The organism is Hyunsoonleella aestuarii, assembly GCF_006148925.1.
Lineage (GTDB): Bacteria > Bacteroidota > Bacteroidia > Flavobacteriales > Flavobacteriaceae > Algibacter_D > Algibacter_D aestuarii.
Window position 1 is genome coordinate 846,533 of sequence record NZ_VAWB01000001.1, and the last position, 18,657, is coordinate 865,189.

Below are 18,657 nucleotides of genomic sequence, written 5' to 3' on the forward strand. Positions count from 1 at the left end.
AATTGATTTTAGTGTTAAAAAAAGCATCTCTTTGGAGATGCTTTTTTTATTTCGCAGCTTTCATAAATTCTTCAGCTTTTTCAACCATGTTTCTGCTACCACAAACAAAAGGAACACGCTCATGCAATTCCGTGGGTTGAATATCCATAATTCTTGTAAATCCGTCACTTGCTTTACCATTTGCTTCTTCAGCTAAAAAAGCCATTGGATTACACTCATACAACAAACGTAATTTACCTTTTGGGTTTTTTGAGCTTTGTGGATATAAATAAATACCACCTTTAATCATGTTTCTATGAAAATCTGAAACTAAAGATCCTATATATCTGGAAGTATAAGGGCGATCCTCTTCTTCTTGTTGGCAGTATTTTATATAATTTTTAATCCCTTGAGGAAAGTGAATATAATTTCCTTCATTTACAGAGTAAATATTTCCATCTTTTGGGAATTGCATATTAGGATGCGACAAATAAAAAGATCCAATTGCGGGGTTTAATGTAAAACCATTAACACCGTGACCTGTTGTATAAACCAACATAGTAGAAGTCCCGTAAACCACATATCCAGCGGCTACCTGCTTATTACCTTGTTGTAGGAAATCTTCAAGAGTTACTGGCGTTCCAATTGGAGTCACTCGACGATAAATTGAGAAAATGGTTCCTACAGAAACATTTACATCAATATTAGATGAACCATCTAATGGGTCTATTAAAACCACATACTTATTTTGATGGTTTTCGTCTTGACTATTTATGGTTATAAAATCATCTTCCTCTTCACTAGCTATTCCACAAACAATATTTCTCTTTGTAAGCGTTTGAATAAACTTTTCGTTGGCGTAAACATCCAATTTTTGTTGGTCTTCGCCTTGTATATTTGTATCTCCTGCTGCTCCAATAATATCAACTAAACCTGCTTTATTAACCTCGTGATTAACAACTTTTGCTGCTAATCTAATTGAATTAAGTAAACTGGATAATTCACCAGAAGAGTATTTGAATGACGACTGATTCTCAATAATAAATTCTCCAAGGGTTTGCTTTTTAAAAGACATAATTTGAGATTGATTTTATTGGTGCAAATATCTATATTTTTTATGCAACTACAACGTTTTCGTATAATATATATATCCCTTAATAATGAACTTTGAACTATCTTTGAAATTATTTAAAATAAATTATGGATTTCATAATAAGACAAGCAAAAAAAAATGATATGTCAGAAGTTCTTAGTCTCATCAAAGAACTTGCTCATTTCGAAAAAGAACCCAACGCTGTGGAAGTAACAGTTAAAGATTTAGAAATAGATGGTTTTGGTGAAGATCCCAGATTTAATTGTTTTGTAGCCGAAGTGAATTCTAAAATTGAAGGTATTGCTTTAATTTATAATCGTTATTCCACCTGGAAAGGTAGAGCTCTTCACTTAGAGGATCTTATAGTAAGTGAAGCAATGCGCGGCACAGGCATGGGAACAGCATTATTAGACGAAGTTATTAAATATGCGTATAAGCTTGGAGTTAAGCGCGTTAACTGGGAAGTTTTAGACTGGAACGAACCAGCCATAAATTTTTATGAAAAAAAAGGGGCTAAAGTCATGCGCGATTGGGACGTAGTTCAAATGAGCGAGGAAGACATTAAAAATTACATAGCGAAACTATAATCATGCAGGTATTTAAGTTTGGTGGTGCTTCGATAAAAGATGCAGAGGGTGTAAAAAATCTCGCATCAGTTTTGCATAAAGTAGGCTATAATAATACCTTAGTTGTTGTTTCTGCAATGGGTAAAACAACAAATGCTCTTGAACTTGTCATAAAAAATTATTTCGATAAAACATCTGAATTACAAAGTTCTTTGCAAGATGTTATTAAATACCACAATGCCGTTTTAATTGATTTATTTGACAATGAAAACCATCCTATATTCCAAAAAATTTCATTACTTTTTAAAGAATTAAAAGGATTTTTGAATACTAATAAATCTCCAGATTATAATTTTGTTTACGACCAAGTAATCGGATTTGGAGAATTAATATCAACAGCAATAATCAGTGAATACCTAAATGGTATAGAACTAAAAAACAGTTGGATTGATGTTAGAGAATATATTAAAACTGACAATTACTATCGGAGTGCTCATGTTGATTGGGAAAAAACTCAGAAATTAATTAAGTCAAACTTTAAAAGATCAGTTTTAAACATTACTCAAGGTTTTTTAGGAAGTGATTCTAATAATTTTACAACTACACTTGGGAGAGAAGGTAGTGACTACACTGCTGCCATATTTGCTTATTGTTTAAATGCTAACAGAGTTACTATTTGGAAAGATGTTCCTGGAGTATTAAACGCAGACCCTCGATATTTTGAAAATGCAAAACTTTTAAATAAAATATCATATCGCGAAGCTATTGAACTCGCATTTTATGGTGCTTCTGTTATTCACCCAAAAACGTTACAACCCCTGCAAAGAAAGGAAATACCCTTATTTGTAAAATCGTTTTTAAATCCAGAAAACACTGGCACTAGAATAGGCAAAGAAGTAATGCTCGACCCAATGATTCCGTGCTTTATAGTAAAGAAAAATCAGGTTCTAATTAAGTTATCCTCGCTGGACTTTTCATATATAGTTGAAGAGAATATTAGTGAAATTTTTAACTTATTGCATCTTTATAAAATGAAGGTTGATGTTATTCAAAATTCAGCAATTAGCTTTTCCGTTTGCGTAGATAATATTTACAATAATCTTGAAAAATTGCTCCATCACTTGAAAGCAAAATTCAAAGTGCTATGCCACAAAAACGTATCGCTTTATACAATTCGACATTACAACGATAAAGCGATTTCCCAAATAGAAGCAGATAAAACCGTGTTATTAAAACAATTAACTCAAGAAACTGTTCAAGTAGTAACTAAATAGTTTATTTAGTACATTTACAGCCATGACCAAACAGCAAAATTCTGGGCTAGTAACTGCAAAAGAAGTTGCAAAGGCTATACAATTGGATAAGTATGGCTTTATTGGAACTTTTCTAGGATGGATTTTAATGAAGATTCTAAAAATTTCTACCCTAAATAAAATATATAATAGAAATAAACATTTAGAAGAATTATCTTTTTTAAATGGTATTCTAGACGATTTTCAAATTAAGTTTGAAATTCCTGAAGAAGATATTAAACGATTACCCAAAGACGGAGCATACATAACAGTTTCAAATCATCCATTAGGGGGTATTGATGGTATTTTGCTTTTAAAATTAATGCTCGAGCAGCGTAAAGATTTTAAAATAATTGCCAATTTCTTACTGCATCGTATTGAGCCCTTAAAACCATACATTATGCCGGTCAACCCTTTTGAGGATAGAAAGGATGCAAAATCCAGTATTTCTGGTTTTAAGAATTCTATTTTACATCTAAGAGATGGCCATCCTCTTGGTATTTTTCCTGCAGGTGAAGTCTCGACCTACAGAGATGGCAAATTAGTTGTAGACAGACCTTGGGAAGAAGCAGCAATGAAGCTTATTCAAAAAGCGGGTGTGCCTGTTGTTCCTATTTATTTTCATGCAAAAAATAGTAAGTTGTTTTACAAACTCTCTAAATTTAGTGACACATTTAGGACCGCTAAATTACCTTCAGAATTACTTACACAAAAACGACGCATTATAAAAGTTAGGATAGGTAGACCTATATCGGTGGCTGACCAAAACGAACATGTGTCTTTAGATGATTTTTCTGAGTTTTTACGACGAAAAACATATATGCTATCCAATACCTTTGAAGACAAGCCGAAAATATTAGACAACTTATCATCTTCACTAAAAACAGTAAAGCCACCTAAGCGGATTGTTACTCCAGTAAATTCAGAACTTATGGTGAATGAAATTAATATGCTTCGAAAATCAAATTTAAGGTTATTGGAGAGTAAAAATTATGAAGTATTTCTAGCTCAAGAAGAAAAAATACCGAATGCTCTTCGAGAAATAGGTAGACTTCGTGAAATTACTTTTAGAGAGGTAGGTGAAGGTACTAATGAAGCTATAGACCTTGATACTTTTGATAGTTATTATCACCACATGTTTCTTTGGGATAATGAGAGCAAGGTTATAGTTGGTGCTTATAGAATGGGTATGGGATCACAAATATTTTCACGCTTTGGTATTGATGGGTTTTACCTTCAGGACTTATTTAGGTTTGAACCTGAATTGTATAAAATGATGAGTCAGTCCATTGAAATGGGGCGCGCCTTCATTATTAAAGAGTATCAACAAAAACCTATGCCATTGTTTTTACTTTGGAAAGGTATTGTACATACTACATTACGCTTCCCAGAGCATAAATATCTTATTGGAGGCGTTAGTATTAGTAATCAATTTTCAAATTTTTCCAAATCTCTTATGGTTGAGTTTATGAAATCGCATTACTATGACCCTTATCTCGCGCAATATGTACACCCCAAAAAAGAATTTAAAGTAAAACTAAAAGATGCTGATAAAGATTTTGTCTTTGATGAAGCTGAAGCAGATTTAAACAAGTTTGATAAATTTATTGATGAAATAGAACCAGGAGCCCTACGCCTTCCTGTTTTACTAAAAAAATACATCAAGCAAAACGCAAGACTTGTGGCCTTTAATGTGGATCCATTATTTAATAATTCGGTCGATGGATTGATGTACATTAAAATAGCCGACCTGCCTGAAAGTACCGTTCGACCTGTTATGGAAGAATTTCAAGCAGAATTGGAAGCCAAAATAGCATCTTCAAAAAACGACTAGCCTTTTAATTAATTATAAAATAGCAGTCTATTTTAATTCCGAAAACACATATTTCATTTCGGTAGCTATTTGTAAACTTCGCTCTAAATAGGTTTCAGTTTGACGCGGCGTTCCATCAGATTTTTTAGGGTCTTCGTAAGTAATCGCAATGCGTTTTTCGCAGCCCAAAACTATAGGACAACCTTTGTCTGCAGAAGAACAAGTCATTATAGCTACAAATTCTGATGTAGGATTAAAGTCGCTACTAAACGCTTTCGAAAAAGCTATAATAGCAGGTTCATTTTCTGAAAACTTTATCGCATAAACAGGATTACTCCCTTCGGATAATTTATTTATTTTAAAACCTTGGTTTACTAGAGTCTCTCCCACTTTTGGAAACATGGCAGTTGCCTCAGTTCCTCCAGAATAACAAAACACATTATTAATGTTATAATACCTTGCAAGCGTTTGCGCCCAAATTTGAGATAAATGACTTCGTCTCGAATTATGAGTACAAATAAAGTTTAATCGACTTGGTTCATTCGCATTTGTTTTTTCATTCAAATACTCAATAAGCGGTTTAAGAACTTCTCTTCTTTCCTCACAAATAATAGCTACATCTAACGCGTCAATGACATTAGATATAGCTTCGAATACAGGTTTACTATGCATATAAATATAATTAACAGCAGTTACCGTCAGGAGAGCAACAAGGCTCATTAATAGAAACAGTTTCTAATTCATCCTGAACGCCACAAGTTTCCTTTGCTTTACAATCTGTTTTTTCTACCGCTAATTTAACAATTAAGTTGTGCCCTTTTATTTCGAAATCGTTAACAAAAAGTTGTGCTGTGTGAAATGTTGCATTGCTATATTCAAACTTAATTTCAGAGTCTAACTTATATGGCTTCATTCTACCAACTTTTGTAAGGATTGCTAACGCCTTATAAACCGACATATAATCTGTTTTTCCCAATTCATTTGGGCTTTCCCAAAGTTGAATAATAGTTTCCTGCCAATTATCAGTTTGAGATCCACAATCAACCGAATCTATAGTTAGGTGTTTAACTTCGGTTATATGGTAATTAGCTCCAACCAATAAATTGGGCGCATATTCAAACAATAAAGATTTATCTTGATTGCTTTCTAATACTTTAAAAAATTCCTGTGTTTTCATATGTTTAAATTTTATCGTTTTTTCTGTCATATACAATTCGCTAATAAGCATAATCGGTTGGTATCAATTCAATTATTATAGGTCAATTCATAATAAATATCTTTTAGTTAATGAATTCCAACTTTCAAGAGAATATCAAATTAGATTAACAACAATTTGATTTTGCTGTATTAAAGAACACGTTTAATTCATTTTGAATTTCCGTCCATTTTTCTACGTTTAAACAATAGCACATGCTCTTACCTTCAACTTCTCCTTTAAGTAAACCAATGCTTTTTAATTCTTTGAGATGTTGTGAAATAGTAGCTTGTGCTAGACCTATTTCACTTACTAAGTCGTTACAAATACATGCATTTTTGTTACTTATATATTGTAGGATAGTAACTCGTGCTGGATGCCCTAAAACTTTAAAAAATCGAGCTAGGTCATTTTGCCTTTCTGTAAATATTTGTCTCTTCGTAACCCCCATTGTTTGTATTTTAATATTGCAATATTACGATAATAAAATTAAATAAAAAAGTCAAAACCTAATTTTTTGACTTTTTTAATATTCTAGAACCAAGATTTCTTTCCTGCTTGGTAAGTATTATAGAAATCCTCATCAGATTTTGTTAAATAGATAATTCCTTCTATTAATCCAACAAGACCAGATACTGCCGATGTTATCCCGCAAGTTACAAACCCTAATAAACCTAATACCAGCAATATAATCCCTTCTTTTTGATATCCCAAAATGAACTTATGAACTCCTATCCATCCAAGTAAAATACCTAACACCCCGGCTAAGATTTTTTTATTATCTCCAGAAGTAAAAGTTTCTTTGGCACTTTCGGCAAACTCTGAAGCAGACTCTTTTGCTTCACTAGCAAATTCTTTGGCCTTCTCTTTTGCTTCTTCGGCAAACTCTCCAGCTTTATCGGCAGCTTTTTTCGCGCCTTCTTTAGCATCTCCTAACATATCGTTAAGGTCATCACTTAAATTTTTTTCGTCAGACATGATTGTTATATAGTTTTAATTAGAAAATAAAAATAGTGAAAAATTAAATTTGCCACTATATATATGTAAGCCGAATTACCATAATGTTACAAAATGTAACTATCTAAACAATAAAATCATACCTCCAATTGCAGTTACGATTAGGATAAAACGCCTATAATTTAAATTGGATATGCGCTTAACTATTTTAACCCCGAAAAAGAAACCTAGAATTACCATTGGAATCATAATTGAATTTAGAGCTAATGACTCCCAAGTAACTGTTTCCCATACAAAAAAGTGAAATGGAAGTTTAAAAAGATTTATAATGAAAAATAACCACGCTGCGGTACCAATGAATTCATTCTTTGGTAATCGCATGGCAAGAAAATATATATTTGAAATAGGCCCTGCCAGATTTCCAATCATGGTAGTGAAGCCAGCTAAAAACCCTGCGGAACCAGAAAATAATTTATTCGTTGGAATAGTATTAGACTTTCTATACTCGGTATAAAACATAATTAGAACCGAACCAATTATAATTATTGCCATCATTCTTTTAAAAACAATTTCAGCAATATAATTACCAATCCAAACTGCAATTAAAACACCTATAATCATCCAAGGCATCAGCTTTTTAATATAACTCCATCTAGTATGCCTATTATAGTAAATAACTGCAAAGACGTCGGCTACTATTAATAATGGCAATAATACACCTGTTGATGCCTTTTCGCCAAAAACAAAAGCTAGGATAACAACTATAATGATGCCGATACCCTTAATCCCCGCTTTAGATAAACCCAACAAAAAAACGGCAATACCAATTGCCGCCCATTGTATACTCGATAGATTATAAAATTCTAGTATTTCAGAAAAATTCAAATGTATATGATACAATTAAGTTAAACCACGAATTTACAAAAATGCACTATCCATTGGTTCCCATAACTCTACTTTGTTACCATCATTATCTACAATCCAACCAAATTTTCCATATTCAAATTCTTGCATATCACCTACAATAGTCACTCCTTCTTCTTTTAAAGTTTTAAGCAACTTTGGAAGATTTTCGACGCGATAATTAAACATGAAATCCTTCTTTGATGGTTCATAATATTTTGTATCCTGACCAAAAGGACTCCATTGTGTAGAACAATCGTTTCCCTCTTTATCCTTCCACCAGAAGGTGCATCCAAAATCATCTGTATTGAATCCAAGGTGTTTTTTGTACCAATCTTTAGTTTCTTTTGGGTTTTCCGTTTTAAAAAATAATCCTCCTATACCTGTTACGCGCTTTTTCATGTGTTTGCTTTATTATTTTTAGAATCTATGTTGCATCATTTTCTATTTTTAATCGCTGTTTCATAAATTCCAATCCACTCCTCGGTGCTTACTTTATTAGTAAGCTCTCCAATAAGTTCAAAAGGAATATCATTCATTCTTTTAAACCTTATGCAACTTTTTCCCATATCTAATTTGTATTTACAGCGTTTTGCATATTCTGAAACAAACCAGTCCATCAAATCTTTCTTCGCATAAAGCACCATACTATAGACGGCAACAAAATTTTTCTGTGAAGCTAAATTCATGAATGGTAATGGTAATTTTGTGTCACAATGATATCCATCTGGATATACCGAATGTGGAATTACGTAACCCAACATGCCATAATTCATGGTTTCTTCCATGCCGTTCGGTAAATTATCCAAAATCTGTTGTCTTAATTTTTGAATAGGTTCTTTTCTGTTCTCTGGAAGTTCATCCAGATATTGTCTTGGAGATGTCGCTTTAGATTGCATAATTATATTATTTACGTTGCAGTATAAGTCCTGATATTAAAGATACTATAAAACCTATTATAACAACTAGAACTAACATAAAGGCAGCTCCCATTAAACTTGTCATCTCAAAAACTTCATCACCTCGACCTTGTTCTATTAGCATTTGCGTATAATCTTCGAAGAAATTAGGGTTTAGGAATTTAGTATATATAAAATCTGCAATTGCTATTCCAATACCTACTAGAACAGAAATTAATAACCCAATTATTAATGCTTTACCAAGTGTGATTGATCCTTCATTTACATTATCTCTAAAGTGTTTTATTCCGAAATAAATGAAAGACAAAGACAAGAATATTGAAATATAACCCAATACTTCTAGCGTACTATAACTTAAATTTTTTGCGAAGGCTAGATGAGACATAAAAATTACAAATCCCGTAATTGCACCAAAAAGCCCGTACTTATTTATTGTAGATTTCATAATAACTTGGTTAAATTAAACATGTTGATCTATTAAAATTGTATTTCCGTCTGGGTCAAACAAAACCATACTTGCTGGACCAGCAGTGTTATCGTCTGCTTCTCTTTCAAGCTTAATAGCTTTGTCTTTTAGGTGTTTTTGAATAGCTCTAACATCAGTAAAGCTATCAAGCTTGTTTGCACTTTCATCCCAACCAGGATTAAAAGTTAGAATATTATTCTCAAACATACCTTGAAAAAGCCCCACCAAAGCGTTTCCATTTTTCATGATGAGATAATTTCTTTCTATTTCTCCAGCAAATACACTAAACCCTAGATTCTCGTAAAATACTTTCGATTTATGAATGTCTTTAACACTCAAACTTATTGAAAATGCTCCTAGTTCCATATACTAATATTTTGATTTAAGAATTTATTACAAAGCTACATATCAAGCCTTCACAGGCTTCATACTAAAGTACCAAAAGCTTAGTACATTTGTCTAAATGTATAAATTTTTAGATGATTCTGTAATCTTTTGCAATCTGCAACGCTTGTGTTCGCCTTTTTGCATTAAGCTTTACCAGCAGATTAGATACATGGGTTTTAATAGTACTTTCTGAAAGAAATAATTTCTCTGCTATCTCTTTATTTGATAATCCTTCAGAAATAGCTAACAAAACTTCATATTCTCGTGAGGTGATTTCTAGTTCCTTAATTTTTCCTTGATCGATTTCAACTAAAGGAATAGTAACACTTTTGGACATTTTTCTGTTTATAAAAATCCCAATGATTAAGAATAATACAGCAAATACAGCTATGGTAAATTCAATTTTTAGATTACCAGAATGTATAGCGTAGGTACTGATTTTAAAAAGCAAAATAAGCGCGACAATAAGCAGTGAAAAAACTAAAATGGTTTTTTTCATCAGATAAATTGAGCTTTAATTTTATCGACTATGGTTTGTGCTAATTTCTTTTTGCTTTCTATGGTCCAACCTGCTACGTGAGGTGACAATAGCACTTTTTCTGAGTTTATTAAATATTGAAAAGCCTCTGGCATGTCTGATGTAAATAGATTTTCAAAGGAGGTTTTTTCATATTCTAAAACATCTAGTCCTGCTCCTAGAATCTTGCCCGATTCTATAGCAGCTGCAAGATCTTTGGTGACTACACTTTTTCCCCGTGCGGTATTTAAGAACCAAAAAGGTTTACTAAACCCTTCTATAAATTTTGAATTTACCATACCTAAAGTTAGATCTGTTTGAGGTGTATGCAAACTAACAACATCTGTGCTCTCTTGAAATTCTTTAATAGACACCTGTTTTGCGTTAGTATCTCCAACATGATTCTTAATATCAAAGCACAATATCTCAACATCAAATCCACGAAGTTTTTTTGCAAATGCTTTACCCATATTTCCATAACCAACGATTCCAACCGTTTTACCATCAAGTTCAATCCCGCGATTTTCTTCCCGTAACCATTTGCCTTTTCGCACCTCAGCATCAGCTTTATTTAATTTATTAAACAACGATAAAAGCATTCCAAGTGTATGCTCGCCAACAGCATTTCTGTTTCCCTCTGGTGCAGAAATTAAATGAATGTTTTTCTCTTTGGCATAATCGGAATCTATATTCTCTAATCCTGCACCAACGCGTCCAATAAATTTTAAATTAGTGGCATTGTCTAAAAACTGTTTATCAATAGTAAAACGGCTTCTAATAATAATGCCATCATAATCATGGATTTTAGATTCTATAACTTCTTTTGATGATTTGTAATCTTCATGATTAACGAAACCGAAATCATTCAGTTGATTGATAAGTAATTCGTGATTAGCGTCTAAATGAAGTATTTTCATCAATATCTGGTTAGAAATCAAAAATAAAAAGAATGGGGTGCTGAAACAAGTTCAGCATGACTAAAGTCAAATTTTTGGATAATGAGTTTGGGTTTTTTCGTGCCTCACATTTCCAGTATGTGCCGTACTTAACTTTTCAAAGAGTAAGACATGGACTTCTTCATTATTCTTTGTGAACGGGTTATGCTCAACTCCTTTAGGAACCACAATAATTTCACCTTCCTTAACCTCTTCGATACGGTCTCGAAACTGCATGTATAGTGTACCTTTAATCACTTGAAAAAGTTCATCTTCATTATCATGACTATGCCAAACAAACTCACCTTTTAACTTTGCCAATATGACTTGCATATTATCTACAATTGCGATTTGATGTGGATGCCAATTCTTGTTAAATTTGGAAAACTTATCTTTTATGTTAATTGTATTCATGATATAAAATTACGAAGTTTTGCGTTAGGGATTGAAATGGAAATCCTTTTGTTTTTACATAAGATTGAAACGTAAAGCCCGACCTGAAAAGGAACGCCCAAAGTTTAAATTCCTAGAATCATTTTAGCAATCCAGAAATAAATAAGAATTCCGAAAATATCGTTACTGGTTGTAATAAACGGTCCCGTTGCAATAGCTGGGTCTATGCCGCGTTTGTCCAAAAATAAGGGCACAAAGGTTCCTATAAGTCCAGCTACAATAATAACTGCTACCAAAGAAACCGAGATGGCTAAAGCTGTGTTGACTTCTCCTTTAATTCCCCATACGAATAAAAATAGGAAAATGGCTAAAATAAATCCGTTTAACGCCGCAAGCAACATCTCTTTGAGTAAACGACTATTAATACTACCTTTTACATCATCATTTGCAAGACCTTGCACAATAATGGCACTAGACTGAACTCCAACATTACCTGCCATTGCTGCAATAAGTGGTGTAAAAAAGAACAGAACCGCATATTTACCGAAAGCTTCTTGAAAACCTTCCATTATTAAAAATGCACCAACTCCTCCTATGAGTCCTAAAAACAACCATGGCAATCGTGCTCTTGTGAGTTCTAAAATGGTATCATCTGAGTCTACATCACCAGTAATACCCGCTGCCAATTGATAATCTTTATCGGCTTCTTCTTTTAATACATCTACAATATCATCAATGGTTATTCTGCCTAGTAAAGTTTGTTTGTCATCTACCACTGGAATAGCTTCTAAATCGTATTTAGACATTATTCTTGCAACCTCTTCGGCTTCATCAGTTACGTTTACATAGTCGACATTATCCTTGGCGATATCGGCTATTTTTTGATCACTTTTGGCAATTATTAAATCTTTTAAAGATAAGCGCCCTATGAGTTTTTCTTGCTTATCTACTACATAAATAGAATGTACACGTGTGACTTCTTTTGCCTGTCCTCTAATTCTACGCATACACCCAGCAACTGTCCAAGTTTCGTAAACTTTAACAAGCTCCTTGGCCATAAGCCCTCCTGCTGAATCTTCTTCATAAGTTAGAAGTTCTCTAATTTCTTCTTTATGTTCCTCATCCTCAATTTTGGAAATAACTTCTTGCTGACGTTCTTCTGGAAGTTCTGCAATAATATCCGCGGCATCATCAGTATCTAACTCTTCTATCTCCTCTGCAATCTCCTTTGCAGTAAGATTCTTTAATACTCGTTCTCGATTATCTTCATCGAGTTCCATTAAAATATCTGAAGTGGTTTCGGAATCCAACAACTTAATGACATAGACAGCCTCTTCTAGATTAAGTTCATCTAAAATTTCGGCTATATCTGCATAGTGGAACTCTTTTAAAAGTTTTTGAAGTTCTTTGTCGTTTTGTGATTCAACAAAGCCTTGAACTTGTTCTATAAGTTCCGCTGTGAGTTCAAATTGTATTTTTTCTTTTTCCTCTTCCATTTCTTATGGAAATCAATAAAATTTATTTCTTCTCGTATTTGTTTTGAAGTTAAAGTATAAACGTAATCCCAATACTATTTTAATTTGAATGCCATCAAATTAAAAATCACTCAAACTAACAGATTAAGTATTATTTGCTATCCTTTTCAATTAATTGTGTGAGTTCAACAAATTGAGAAACCGTTAATTGCTCAGGACGCTTGCCAAATATAACATTTGCTTTTAAATTATCGGATAAATTGAATGTTTTTAAACTGTTACGAAGTGTTTTTCTTCGTTGCTGAAAAGCTGTTTTAACCACTTTGAAGAATAGCTTTTCGTCACAAGGCAAATTATAATCTTCCTTTCTTGAAAGCCTTAATACTCCAGAGTCAACTTTAGGTGGTGGATTAAAAACAGTAGGGGGAACAGTAAATAAATAGTCTGCATTATAAAAAGCTTGTGTTAATACCGAAAGAATACCATACACTTTACTCCCTTCTTTAGAACAAATGCGCTTTGCGACTTCTTTTTGAAACATCCCAGAAAATTCTGGAATATGATCACGCATTTCTAAAGTTTTGAATATTATTTGAGTGGAAATATTATATGGAAAATTACCAATAACCGCAAAAGGTTCTTTATTAAAAATTTCCTTTAAATCGTACTTTAAAAAATCTTTTTCAATAATTCTTGACGCTAGATTTAAGTAATTAGCTTGTAAATATTCAACCGATTCTGTGTCAATTTCTATAACATAAGTGGTTATTTCTTTTTCTAATAAATACTTAGTAAGCACACCCATACCTGGACCAATTTCCAAAACATTTTTATATCCTTCGTAAGAGAGTGTATCGGCTATTTTTTGCGCAATATTTTCGTCTTTTAAAAAGTGTTGTCCTAGATGTTTTTTTGCTTTTACGGTCATTGGTTGTGGTTATTTACTAAAATGCATTTTCATTCCTTCATGTGAAGACACAAAGCCTAAATCTTCATAAAACTTAATAGCCTTTCGTCTTTTTTTATCTGTTGTTAACTGCAATACGTGGGCACGCTTTTCTTTTGCTCTTTCAATTGCCCACTGAAACATTTTTTTACCAAGACCAAGCCCTCGTTGATCCTTTCTAATTCTAACCGCTTCTATTTGTGCCCTAATTCCTCCTTGATAAGTTAAATACTGAATAAAGGTGAGCTGAAGCGTACCAACAATTTCAGCTGAATCATTTTCAACAACAATCAGTTCTTGATTTTCATCAGAACTAATATTTTTAAAAGCATCAATGTACTCTTTAGGTAGTGGAATCTGAAAATTTTCTCTTTGTTTTCCGAGTTCATCATCAGCAATCATCTCTACTATTTTTACTATATCTGGTTCTAATGCTTCCCGAAATATCATTTCTGTTATGTAAAATTAACTGTGTAATCATCGACTATTTCAAGTTCGGTTCTAAATGCAAGCATCTTATCTGCGAACTTCTTAAGTCCATCTTGTCTTAACCTATCGGCATCTTCTTTGTAATAGGCATCCAATGCTTCTCGCGAATAGGATCTGTATTGAATGGAATACGTTACGCCTCCCATATCTTCTTCTACTAAAATCTTAGAAAGTGTTGCTTTGTCAAACTTACCTGTTCCTAGAACTTGTGGAATATGCTCTTTAATCCAAGCCAACCAATCGTCATGAATGGATTCATCTATGTTAACAGTTACATTGTATATAATCATAGTTATAAAGTTTTTGCAAATAGAAGAAGTTCTTTGTCTTCTTCAAAAGGATTTATCTGTTTTTTATATATGAAACCTAATTTTTCTAATAGCTTAATCGAATTCGTATTTTGTTGATTGACAATGGCTGAAATTATATCTACTTTAAATTTCTCTTTTGCTAATTTCAAAATAGCTGTTGATGACTCATATCCAAAACCTTTTCCCTCATATTCCTGAAGAAATGCGAATCCAATATCAGCATATTCCAACTCTTGACGCTTTGTAAAACCACAAGTACCTATCGGCCTGTTGTTTTCACTTTTTAGTTCTAACTTATAAAACCCAAAGCCAAAATCGATATAACCCTTAATGGTTTTGGTCTTCAAATATTTTTCGGCATCATCAATACTTCTTAAGTTTTTATCACCGATATACTTAATACAATTTGGGGAATTGGTTAGTTTTAAAAAGAAAGGTGCGTCTTCTATTTTAAACTCAGAAATTATTAGACGTTCTGTTTCTCCAATCATGTTTCTAATTAATATCGTCTCCTCTCAAAGCTCTATAATGCTTTCTGGCTTCAACAAAATAAATACTATCGGCATGATTAAAAATAATCTGTTCATAAAGCGCTTTGGCCAATTCTGGTTCAAATAAATGTTTCACATAAATTTGAGCTAATCTATAAAGCACATCATCAATTAAAATGCCATCACGGTAGTTATCAATAACTGCTTGGTAATTGGCTTTGGCTTTTTCAAACAGAGACTTCTCTTCGAATAGCAATCCTTGTTTATATAAAGTTTGGGCAATTATTGGTTCTGTTTTATGGTTCTCCAAAATTGAATCTAAAATCGTTATGGCTTCATCATTCCTATTTTGAAAAGACAATAAATCGGCCTTTGAATAAAGTCTTAAGGCGGTTTGCAAAGAGTCTTCGTATTTATTGTCAGAAATAAGTAATTTTAAATCGAGGGCATCATTAGCAATAAGTTGAGAGGTTGAAGATTTTAAGATTTTAAGCTGCGATTCAGCCCATTTAAAATCGCCTTTATAATAACTTGCCTTTGCTACTTTAAATCGTGCCTCTTGAGATATGGTACTATTTTTTAAATTACGTTGTATCTGCGTAAAATAAATTAAGGCTTGATTGAACTTCTCTTGTAAAATTAAAATGTCTCCTAATTCTATTTTTACAGCTGCTTGTTGTAACTGATTTAAGGGCAACTCCAATGTTTTCTCTAAAAATTTAGTTGCTTCGGCAGTTTTATTCATATAAAACGCCAAAAAATGGGCGTAATCAATTTGAATATCTAGTGTTTGCGAAAATTTCCCATATCTATTAAATACTTCTAAATACTCGTTATTTATTATAGCGTATTCTTCTTTGAGACTTTCCCTTATTTTTAAGTTAAGCAAATTTTGATTCGCACTTAATTGCGTTTCCAAATCTTGTGCAGTATCAATTAAAAAGGTGTAAACCTCTTTAGCAGTTTCAACCTCTCCTTCACCAACACAAATTGTTGCCAATTCCTCAATTCCTTCTAAACTTTCTGGTTGTCTTTTAAAAATAGCCTTTTCTTGAATAAAAGCTTTTCTAAAATCTTTTTGTTGAACAAACAACCAGCTAAGCATTGCATTCCAAAGCACATTAGGCTCTTCTTGTGTTTTTCTCAGTAGTATTTTTCGAAGCAATATATTATTCTCGTTTGTACTATCTTCAAGTATAAAATCATTTATCGCCCGTTTAATATTGGTTATTGATGTAGGGTTAGACTCTACGAAATTAACGTAGCTATTGAACATCTTTTCAATATTCCCTTGTTCTCCATATATTTGTGCTAATTGCAAATTGAAGTTAAACTCTGGTTTAAGTACCATTGCCTTTTCATAAGCCATCACAGCTTTATCTAAAATTGAATGACTTTGGAAAGTTCTAGCGATAGCAAAAACGTTATTAGGATTATCCTCCAAGCTAGCCATTGCTTTATCATAATAAACTTTAGCATTATCGAATTCATTTTTAAGCTGAAAATTATATCCCAAATCCACCAAAAAAGAAGGATACTTTATTCTTTCCATCAGCTTAATTAAAAAATATTCAGCCTCATCATACTGCTCTAATTCTTGATACGTTTTAACAATTTGATTTATGTAATTGATATTGGATGATGCTTGTGCATAAAGCTTTTTATATTCTAGGAGTGCTTTTTCATACTCACCTTTTTTAAAGTAGTCTTTAGCAATAATATCTTGCTGCGCATTAATACTAAAAGTAACTAAAAACCCTATTAGAAAAAGCATTCTCATACGGTAAATATAACAAATGTGACTTGGCATTATAGCAAATATTATTATAAAAAATGCCCGAATATAATTCGGGCATCTACCAACCAAAAATAAACTTGCTATTAACTACCGCTAGTTAAAAACGATATAATTACTCGATTGGGGACAGTAATCTTATTGAAATAATCCCTATTTACTTACAATTGCTGTAGTTTTACTTTCAGATTTAACGATCTCGAAATCTGAAAATAAAACCTTACTAACGAAAAAAATTAGAGTAATAAGCAAGACTATGCGCTTAATATTTTTCATGGTAGGTTAAGTTTAATTCATTTGGTGCAACTAAATTCACTAAACTCTATGGAAATGCCAAGGAAATTTGAAGAAAATCGTCAAACAACATCAATAAATTGCATTTAATCGATGTTTTTTGTGTATTTTATACAATATGAAAGTTTTTTCTTTCTTTTTTAATTAATCAATAATACTAAATCCCGTATAAGATTGAAGTACTTTAGGAACTACAATACCATCTTTTGTTTGGTAATTTTCCAAAATTCCAGCCAAAACTCTTGGTAAGGCTAATGCACTTCCATTTAGAGTATGGGCTAGTTCGTTTTTACCAATTGTATTTTTAAAACGAAGCTTTAACCTATTTGCTTGAAAGGTTTCAAAATTTGAAACTGAAGATACTTCTAACCAACGATTTTGAGCCGTAGAAAAAACTTCAAAATCGTAAGTAAGCGATGAAGCAAAGGTCAAATCTCCACCGCATAATCTTAAAATGCGATAAGGAAGTTTAAGTTCATTTAATATGATTTTTATATGATTAACCATTTCGTTTAAAGCTTCATATGAACGACTTGGGTGTTCAACTCGAATTATTTCAACTTTGTCAAATTGATGTAATCTATTTAATCCTCGAACGTGAGCGCCATAACTTCCTGCTTCTCGACGAAAGCAAGGTGTATAACCTGTTATACCTATTGGTAAATCTGATTCATTTAACAGTGTATCTCTAAAAATATTTGTTCCAGGAACTTCTGCAGTTGGAATTAAATATAAATTATCTCCGGTTACATGATACATTTGTCCTTCCTTATCAGGCAACTGTCCCGTGCCAAATCCTGAAGCTTCATTAACCAAATGTGGTAATTGATACTCCGTATAACCTGCAGCCGTATTTTTATCTAAAAAGTAAGCTATTAACGCCCGCTGCAACCTTGCCCCTTTCCCTTTATATACCGGAAACCCTGCGCCTGTGATCTTATTACCTAACTCGAAATCTATGATATCGTATTTTTTAGCCAGCTCCCAGTGTGGTAAAGCATCATCGTGTAAAACAGGAACATCTCCCTCCTTAAATACTTCTTCGTTATCCTCATCTGTATTTCCTGCTGGCACTAATTCATTAGGAACATTGGGTATTTTATATAATAACTCATTAAGTTCACTTGCTTTGGTGCTTAAGTCCTCGTTAAGTTGCTTTGAGCTTTCTTTTAAATAACTTGTCTTTTCTTTCAGAAGATTCGCTTCTTCAGCTTTTCCAGTCTTGTATAAAACCCCTATTTCTTTTGACAACGCATTAGATTCTGCCAAAGTATTATCCAATTTTGCTTGAATACTTCTTCGCTCTTCATCCAAAGTAATTACTTGATTTATCATATCGCTAGCATTAATATTTCGTTTTGCCAGTCGATTAATAACCAAATCTTTATTTTCTCTAATAAAAGGGACTTGTAACATCGATTAAATTTTAAGCGACAAATT

The 18,657-nt window shown here is 32.6% G+C and carries 23 protein-coding genes; 3 read left to right on the forward strand and 20 right to left on the reverse strand.

Annotation, left to right across the window (positions count from 1 at the left end; translation table 11 throughout):
• Window positions 1-46: 46 nt before the first annotated feature.
• Entirely contained in the window at window positions 47-1,054 is a 1,008-nt protein-coding gene (gene fbp / locus FEF17_RS03930) for a class 1 fructose-bisphosphatase (protein ID WP_139001057.1), read from the reverse strand.
• 125 nt (window positions 1,055-1,179) lie between these two features.
• On the opposite strand from fbp, the gene FEF17_RS03935 reads away from it, so the two are divergent.
• The 3 genes from FEF17_RS03935 to FEF17_RS03945 are packed head-to-tail and all read left to right on the forward strand — an operon-like array spanning window position 1,180 to window position 4,764.
• Window positions 1,180-1,659, forward strand: a complete 480-nt coding sequence (locus FEF17_RS03935) for a GNAT family N-acetyltransferase (protein ID WP_139001058.1) — start codon at window positions 1,180-1,182, stop codon at window positions 1,657-1,659.
• A 2-nt stretch (window positions 1,660-1,661) separates the two neighbouring features.
• Window positions 1,662-2,912: an aspartate kinase gene (locus tag FEF17_RS03940; RefSeq protein WP_139001059.1), complete on the forward strand. Its 1,251-nt coding sequence runs from the start codon at window positions 1,662-1,664 to the stop codon at window positions 2,910-2,912.
• Between the two features lie 22 nt (window positions 2,913-2,934).
• Window positions 2,935-4,764, forward strand: coding sequence for a GNAT family N-acyltransferase (locus FEF17_RS03945; protein ID WP_139001060.1), 1,830 nt, complete (start codon window positions 2,935-2,937; stop codon window positions 4,762-4,764).
• A gap of 27 nt (window positions 4,765-4,791) precedes the next feature.
• Here FEF17_RS03945 and FEF17_RS03950 read toward each other — a convergent pair whose 3' ends face one another.
• The 19 genes from FEF17_RS03950 to serS form a co-directional block, all read right to left on the reverse strand.
• On the reverse strand, window positions 4,792-5,415 hold the full coding sequence (locus FEF17_RS03950) for an arsenate-mycothiol transferase ArsC (RefSeq protein WP_139001061.1): 624 nt from the start codon (window positions 5,413-5,415) through the stop codon (window positions 4,792-4,794).
• Between the two features lie 10 nt (window positions 5,416-5,425).
• On the reverse strand, window positions 5,426-5,920 hold the full coding sequence (locus FEF17_RS03955) for a DUF6428 family protein (RefSeq protein ID WP_139001062.1): 495 nt from the start codon (window positions 5,918-5,920) through the stop codon (window positions 5,426-5,428).
• Window positions 5,921-6,065: 145 nt separating this feature from the next.
• Entirely contained in the window at window positions 6,066-6,389 is a 324-nt protein-coding gene (locus FEF17_RS03960) for an ArsR/SmtB family transcription factor (protein ID WP_139001063.1), read from the reverse strand.
• An 83-nt stretch (window positions 6,390-6,472) separates the two neighbouring features.
• Window positions 6,473-6,916, reverse strand: coding sequence for a TM2 domain-containing protein (locus tag FEF17_RS03965; protein WP_139001064.1), 444 nt, complete (start codon window positions 6,914-6,916; stop codon window positions 6,473-6,475).
• Between the two features lie 99 nt (window positions 6,917-7,015).
• Window positions 7,016-7,780, reverse strand: coding sequence for a sulfite exporter TauE/SafE family protein (locus FEF17_RS03970; RefSeq protein WP_139001065.1), 765 nt, complete (start codon window positions 7,778-7,780; stop codon window positions 7,016-7,018).
• 33 nt (window positions 7,781-7,813) lie between these two features.
• Entirely contained in the window at window positions 7,814-8,200 is a 387-nt protein-coding gene (locus FEF17_RS03975; RefSeq protein ID WP_139001066.1) for a VOC family protein, read from the reverse strand.
• Between the two features lie 35 nt (window positions 8,201-8,235).
• Window positions 8,236-8,697 carry a DUF1801 domain-containing protein gene (locus FEF17_RS03980; protein WP_139001067.1) on the reverse strand — a complete coding sequence of 154 codons (462 nt, stop codon included), beginning with the start codon at window positions 8,695-8,697 and terminating at the stop codon, window positions 8,236-8,238.
• Between the two features lie 7 nt (window positions 8,698-8,704).
• Window positions 8,705-9,163, reverse strand: a complete 459-nt coding sequence (locus tag FEF17_RS03985) for a DUF4199 domain-containing protein (RefSeq protein WP_139001068.1) — start codon at window positions 9,161-9,163, stop codon at window positions 8,705-8,707.
• A 15-nt stretch (window positions 9,164-9,178) separates the two neighbouring features.
• Window positions 9,179-9,550 carry a VOC family protein gene (locus FEF17_RS03990; RefSeq protein WP_139001069.1) on the reverse strand — a complete coding sequence of 124 codons (372 nt, stop codon included), beginning with the start codon at window positions 9,548-9,550 and terminating at the stop codon, window positions 9,179-9,181.
• A gap of 109 nt (window positions 9,551-9,659) precedes the next feature.
• Window positions 9,660-10,070 (reverse strand): response regulator transcription factor, encoded by a 411-nt coding sequence (locus FEF17_RS14495; RefSeq protein WP_139001070.1) that lies wholly within the window; start codon window positions 10,068-10,070, stop codon window positions 9,660-9,662.
• Entirely contained in the window at window positions 10,070-11,005 is a 936-nt protein-coding gene (locus tag FEF17_RS04000) for a 2-hydroxyacid dehydrogenase (protein WP_139001071.1), read from the reverse strand. The genes FEF17_RS14495 and FEF17_RS04000 overlap by 1 nt, the downstream gene beginning before the upstream one ends.
• Window positions 11,006-11,071: 66 nt before the next feature.
• Window positions 11,072-11,437 (reverse strand): cupin domain-containing protein, encoded by a 366-nt coding sequence (locus FEF17_RS04005; RefSeq protein WP_139001072.1) that lies wholly within the window; start codon window positions 11,435-11,437, stop codon window positions 11,072-11,074.
• 104 nt (window positions 11,438-11,541) lie between these two features.
• The gene (gene mgtE, locus FEF17_RS04010; RefSeq protein WP_211342466.1) at window positions 11,542-12,912 is read right to left on the reverse strand and encodes a magnesium transporter; all 1,371 of its coding nucleotides are present in this window, start codon (window positions 12,910-12,912) and stop codon (window positions 11,542-11,544) included.
• A 130-nt stretch (window positions 12,913-13,042) separates the two neighbouring features.
• Window positions 13,043-13,819 (reverse strand): 16S rRNA (adenine(1518)-N(6)/adenine(1519)-N(6))-dimethyltransferase RsmA, encoded by a 777-nt coding sequence (rsmA, locus tag FEF17_RS04015; protein WP_139001073.1) that lies wholly within the window; start codon window positions 13,817-13,819, stop codon window positions 13,043-13,045.
• Between the two features lie 9 nt (window positions 13,820-13,828).
• The gene (locus FEF17_RS04020; protein WP_139001074.1) at window positions 13,829-14,287 is read right to left on the reverse strand and encodes a GNAT family N-acetyltransferase; all 459 of its coding nucleotides are present in this window, start codon (window positions 14,285-14,287) and stop codon (window positions 13,829-13,831) included.
• A 5-nt stretch (window positions 14,288-14,292) separates the two neighbouring features.
• A complete protein-coding gene (locus tag FEF17_RS04025) occupies window positions 14,293-14,616 on the reverse strand; it encodes a DUF4286 family protein (RefSeq protein ID WP_139001075.1) in 324 nt (107 codons plus the stop codon).
• Window positions 14,617-14,618: 2 nt separating this feature from the next.
• On the reverse strand, window positions 14,619-15,128 hold the full coding sequence (locus tag FEF17_RS04030; protein WP_139001076.1) for a GNAT family N-acetyltransferase: 510 nt from the start codon (window positions 15,126-15,128) through the stop codon (window positions 14,619-14,621).
• Window positions 15,129-15,132: 4 nt separating this feature from the next.
• Complete coding sequence (locus FEF17_RS04035; protein WP_246046781.1) at window positions 15,133-16,902, reverse strand: tetratricopeptide repeat protein; 1,770 nt, start codon at window positions 16,900-16,902, stop codon at window positions 15,133-15,135.
• 459 nt (window positions 16,903-17,361) lie between these two features.
• Complete coding sequence (serS, locus tag FEF17_RS04040) at window positions 17,362-18,633, reverse strand: serine--tRNA ligase (protein ID WP_139001077.1); 1,272 nt, start codon at window positions 18,631-18,633, stop codon at window positions 17,362-17,364.
• Between the last annotated feature and the right edge of the window lie 24 nt (window positions 18,634-18,657).

Bases quoted from the DNA above. Each gene is read 5' to 3' on its own strand.
- fbp (WP_139001057.1), bottom strand. From the start codon at position 1,054: ATGTCTTTTAAAAAGCAAACCCTTGGAGAATTTATTATTGAGAATCAG.
- FEF17_RS03935 (WP_139001058.1), top strand. From the start codon at position 1,180: ATGGATTTCATAATAAGACAAGCAAAAAAAAATGATATGTCAGAAGTT.
- FEF17_RS03940 (WP_139001059.1), top strand. From the start codon at position 1,662: ATGCAGGTATTTAAGTTTGGTGGTGCTTCGATAAAAGATGCAGAGGGT.
- FEF17_RS03945 (WP_139001060.1), top strand. From the start codon at position 2,935: ATGACCAAACAGCAAAATTCTGGGCTAGTAACTGCAAAAGAAGTTGCA.
- FEF17_RS03950 (WP_139001061.1), bottom strand. From the start codon at position 5,415: ATGCATAGTAAACCTGTATTCGAAGCTATATCTAATGTCATTGACGCG.
- FEF17_RS03955 (WP_139001062.1), bottom strand. From the start codon at position 5,920: ATGAAAACACAGGAATTTTTTAAAGTATTAGAAAGCAATCAAGATAAA.
- FEF17_RS03960 (WP_139001063.1), bottom strand. From the start codon at position 6,389: ATGGGGGTTACGAAGAGACAAATATTTACAGAAAGGCAAAATGACCTA.
- FEF17_RS03965 (WP_139001064.1), bottom strand. From the start codon at position 6,916: ATGTCTGACGAAAAAAATTTAAGTGATGACCTTAACGATATGTTAGGA.
- FEF17_RS03975 (WP_139001066.1), bottom strand. From the start codon at position 8,200: ATGAAAAAGCGCGTAACAGGTATAGGAGGATTATTTTTTAAAACGGAA.
- FEF17_RS03980 (WP_139001067.1), bottom strand. From the start codon at position 8,697: ATGCAATCTAAAGCGACATCTCCAAGACAATATCTGGATGAACTTCCA.
- FEF17_RS03985 (WP_139001068.1), bottom strand. From the start codon at position 9,163: ATGAAATCTACAATAAATAAGTACGGGCTTTTTGGTGCAATTACGGGA.
- FEF17_RS03990 (WP_139001069.1), bottom strand. From the start codon at position 9,550: ATGGAACTAGGAGCATTTTCAATAAGTTTGAGTGTTAAAGACATTCAT.
- FEF17_RS14495 (WP_139001070.1), bottom strand. From the start codon at position 10,070: ATGAAAAAAACCATTTTAGTTTTTTCACTGCTTATTGTCGCGCTTATT.
- FEF17_RS04000 (WP_139001071.1), bottom strand. From the start codon at position 11,005: ATGAAAATACTTCATTTAGACGCTAATCACGAATTACTTATCAATCAA.
- FEF17_RS04005 (WP_139001072.1), bottom strand. From the start codon at position 11,437: ATGAATACAATTAACATAAAAGATAAGTTTTCCAAATTTAACAAGAAT.
- mgtE (WP_211342466.1), bottom strand. From the start codon at position 12,912: ATGGAAGAGGAAAAAGAAAAAATACAATTTGAACTCACAGCGGAACTT.
- rsmA (WP_139001073.1), bottom strand. From the start codon at position 13,819: ATGACCGTAAAAGCAAAAAAACATCTAGGACAACACTTTTTAAAAGAC.
- FEF17_RS04020 (WP_139001074.1), bottom strand. From the start codon at position 14,287: ATGATATTTCGGGAAGCATTAGAACCAGATATAGTAAAAATAGTAGAG.
- FEF17_RS04025 (WP_139001075.1), bottom strand. From the start codon at position 14,616: ATGATTATATACAATGTAACTGTTAACATAGATGAATCCATTCATGAC.
- FEF17_RS04030 (WP_139001076.1), bottom strand. From the start codon at position 15,128: ATGATTGGAGAAACAGAACGTCTAATAATTTCTGAGTTTAAAATAGAA.
- FEF17_RS04035 (WP_246046781.1), bottom strand. From the start codon at position 16,902: ATGCTTTTTCTAATAGGGTTTTTAGTTACTTTTAGTATTAATGCGCAG.
- serS (WP_139001077.1), bottom strand. From the start codon at position 18,633: ATGTTACAAGTCCCTTTTATTAGAGAAAATAAAGATTTGGTTATTAAT.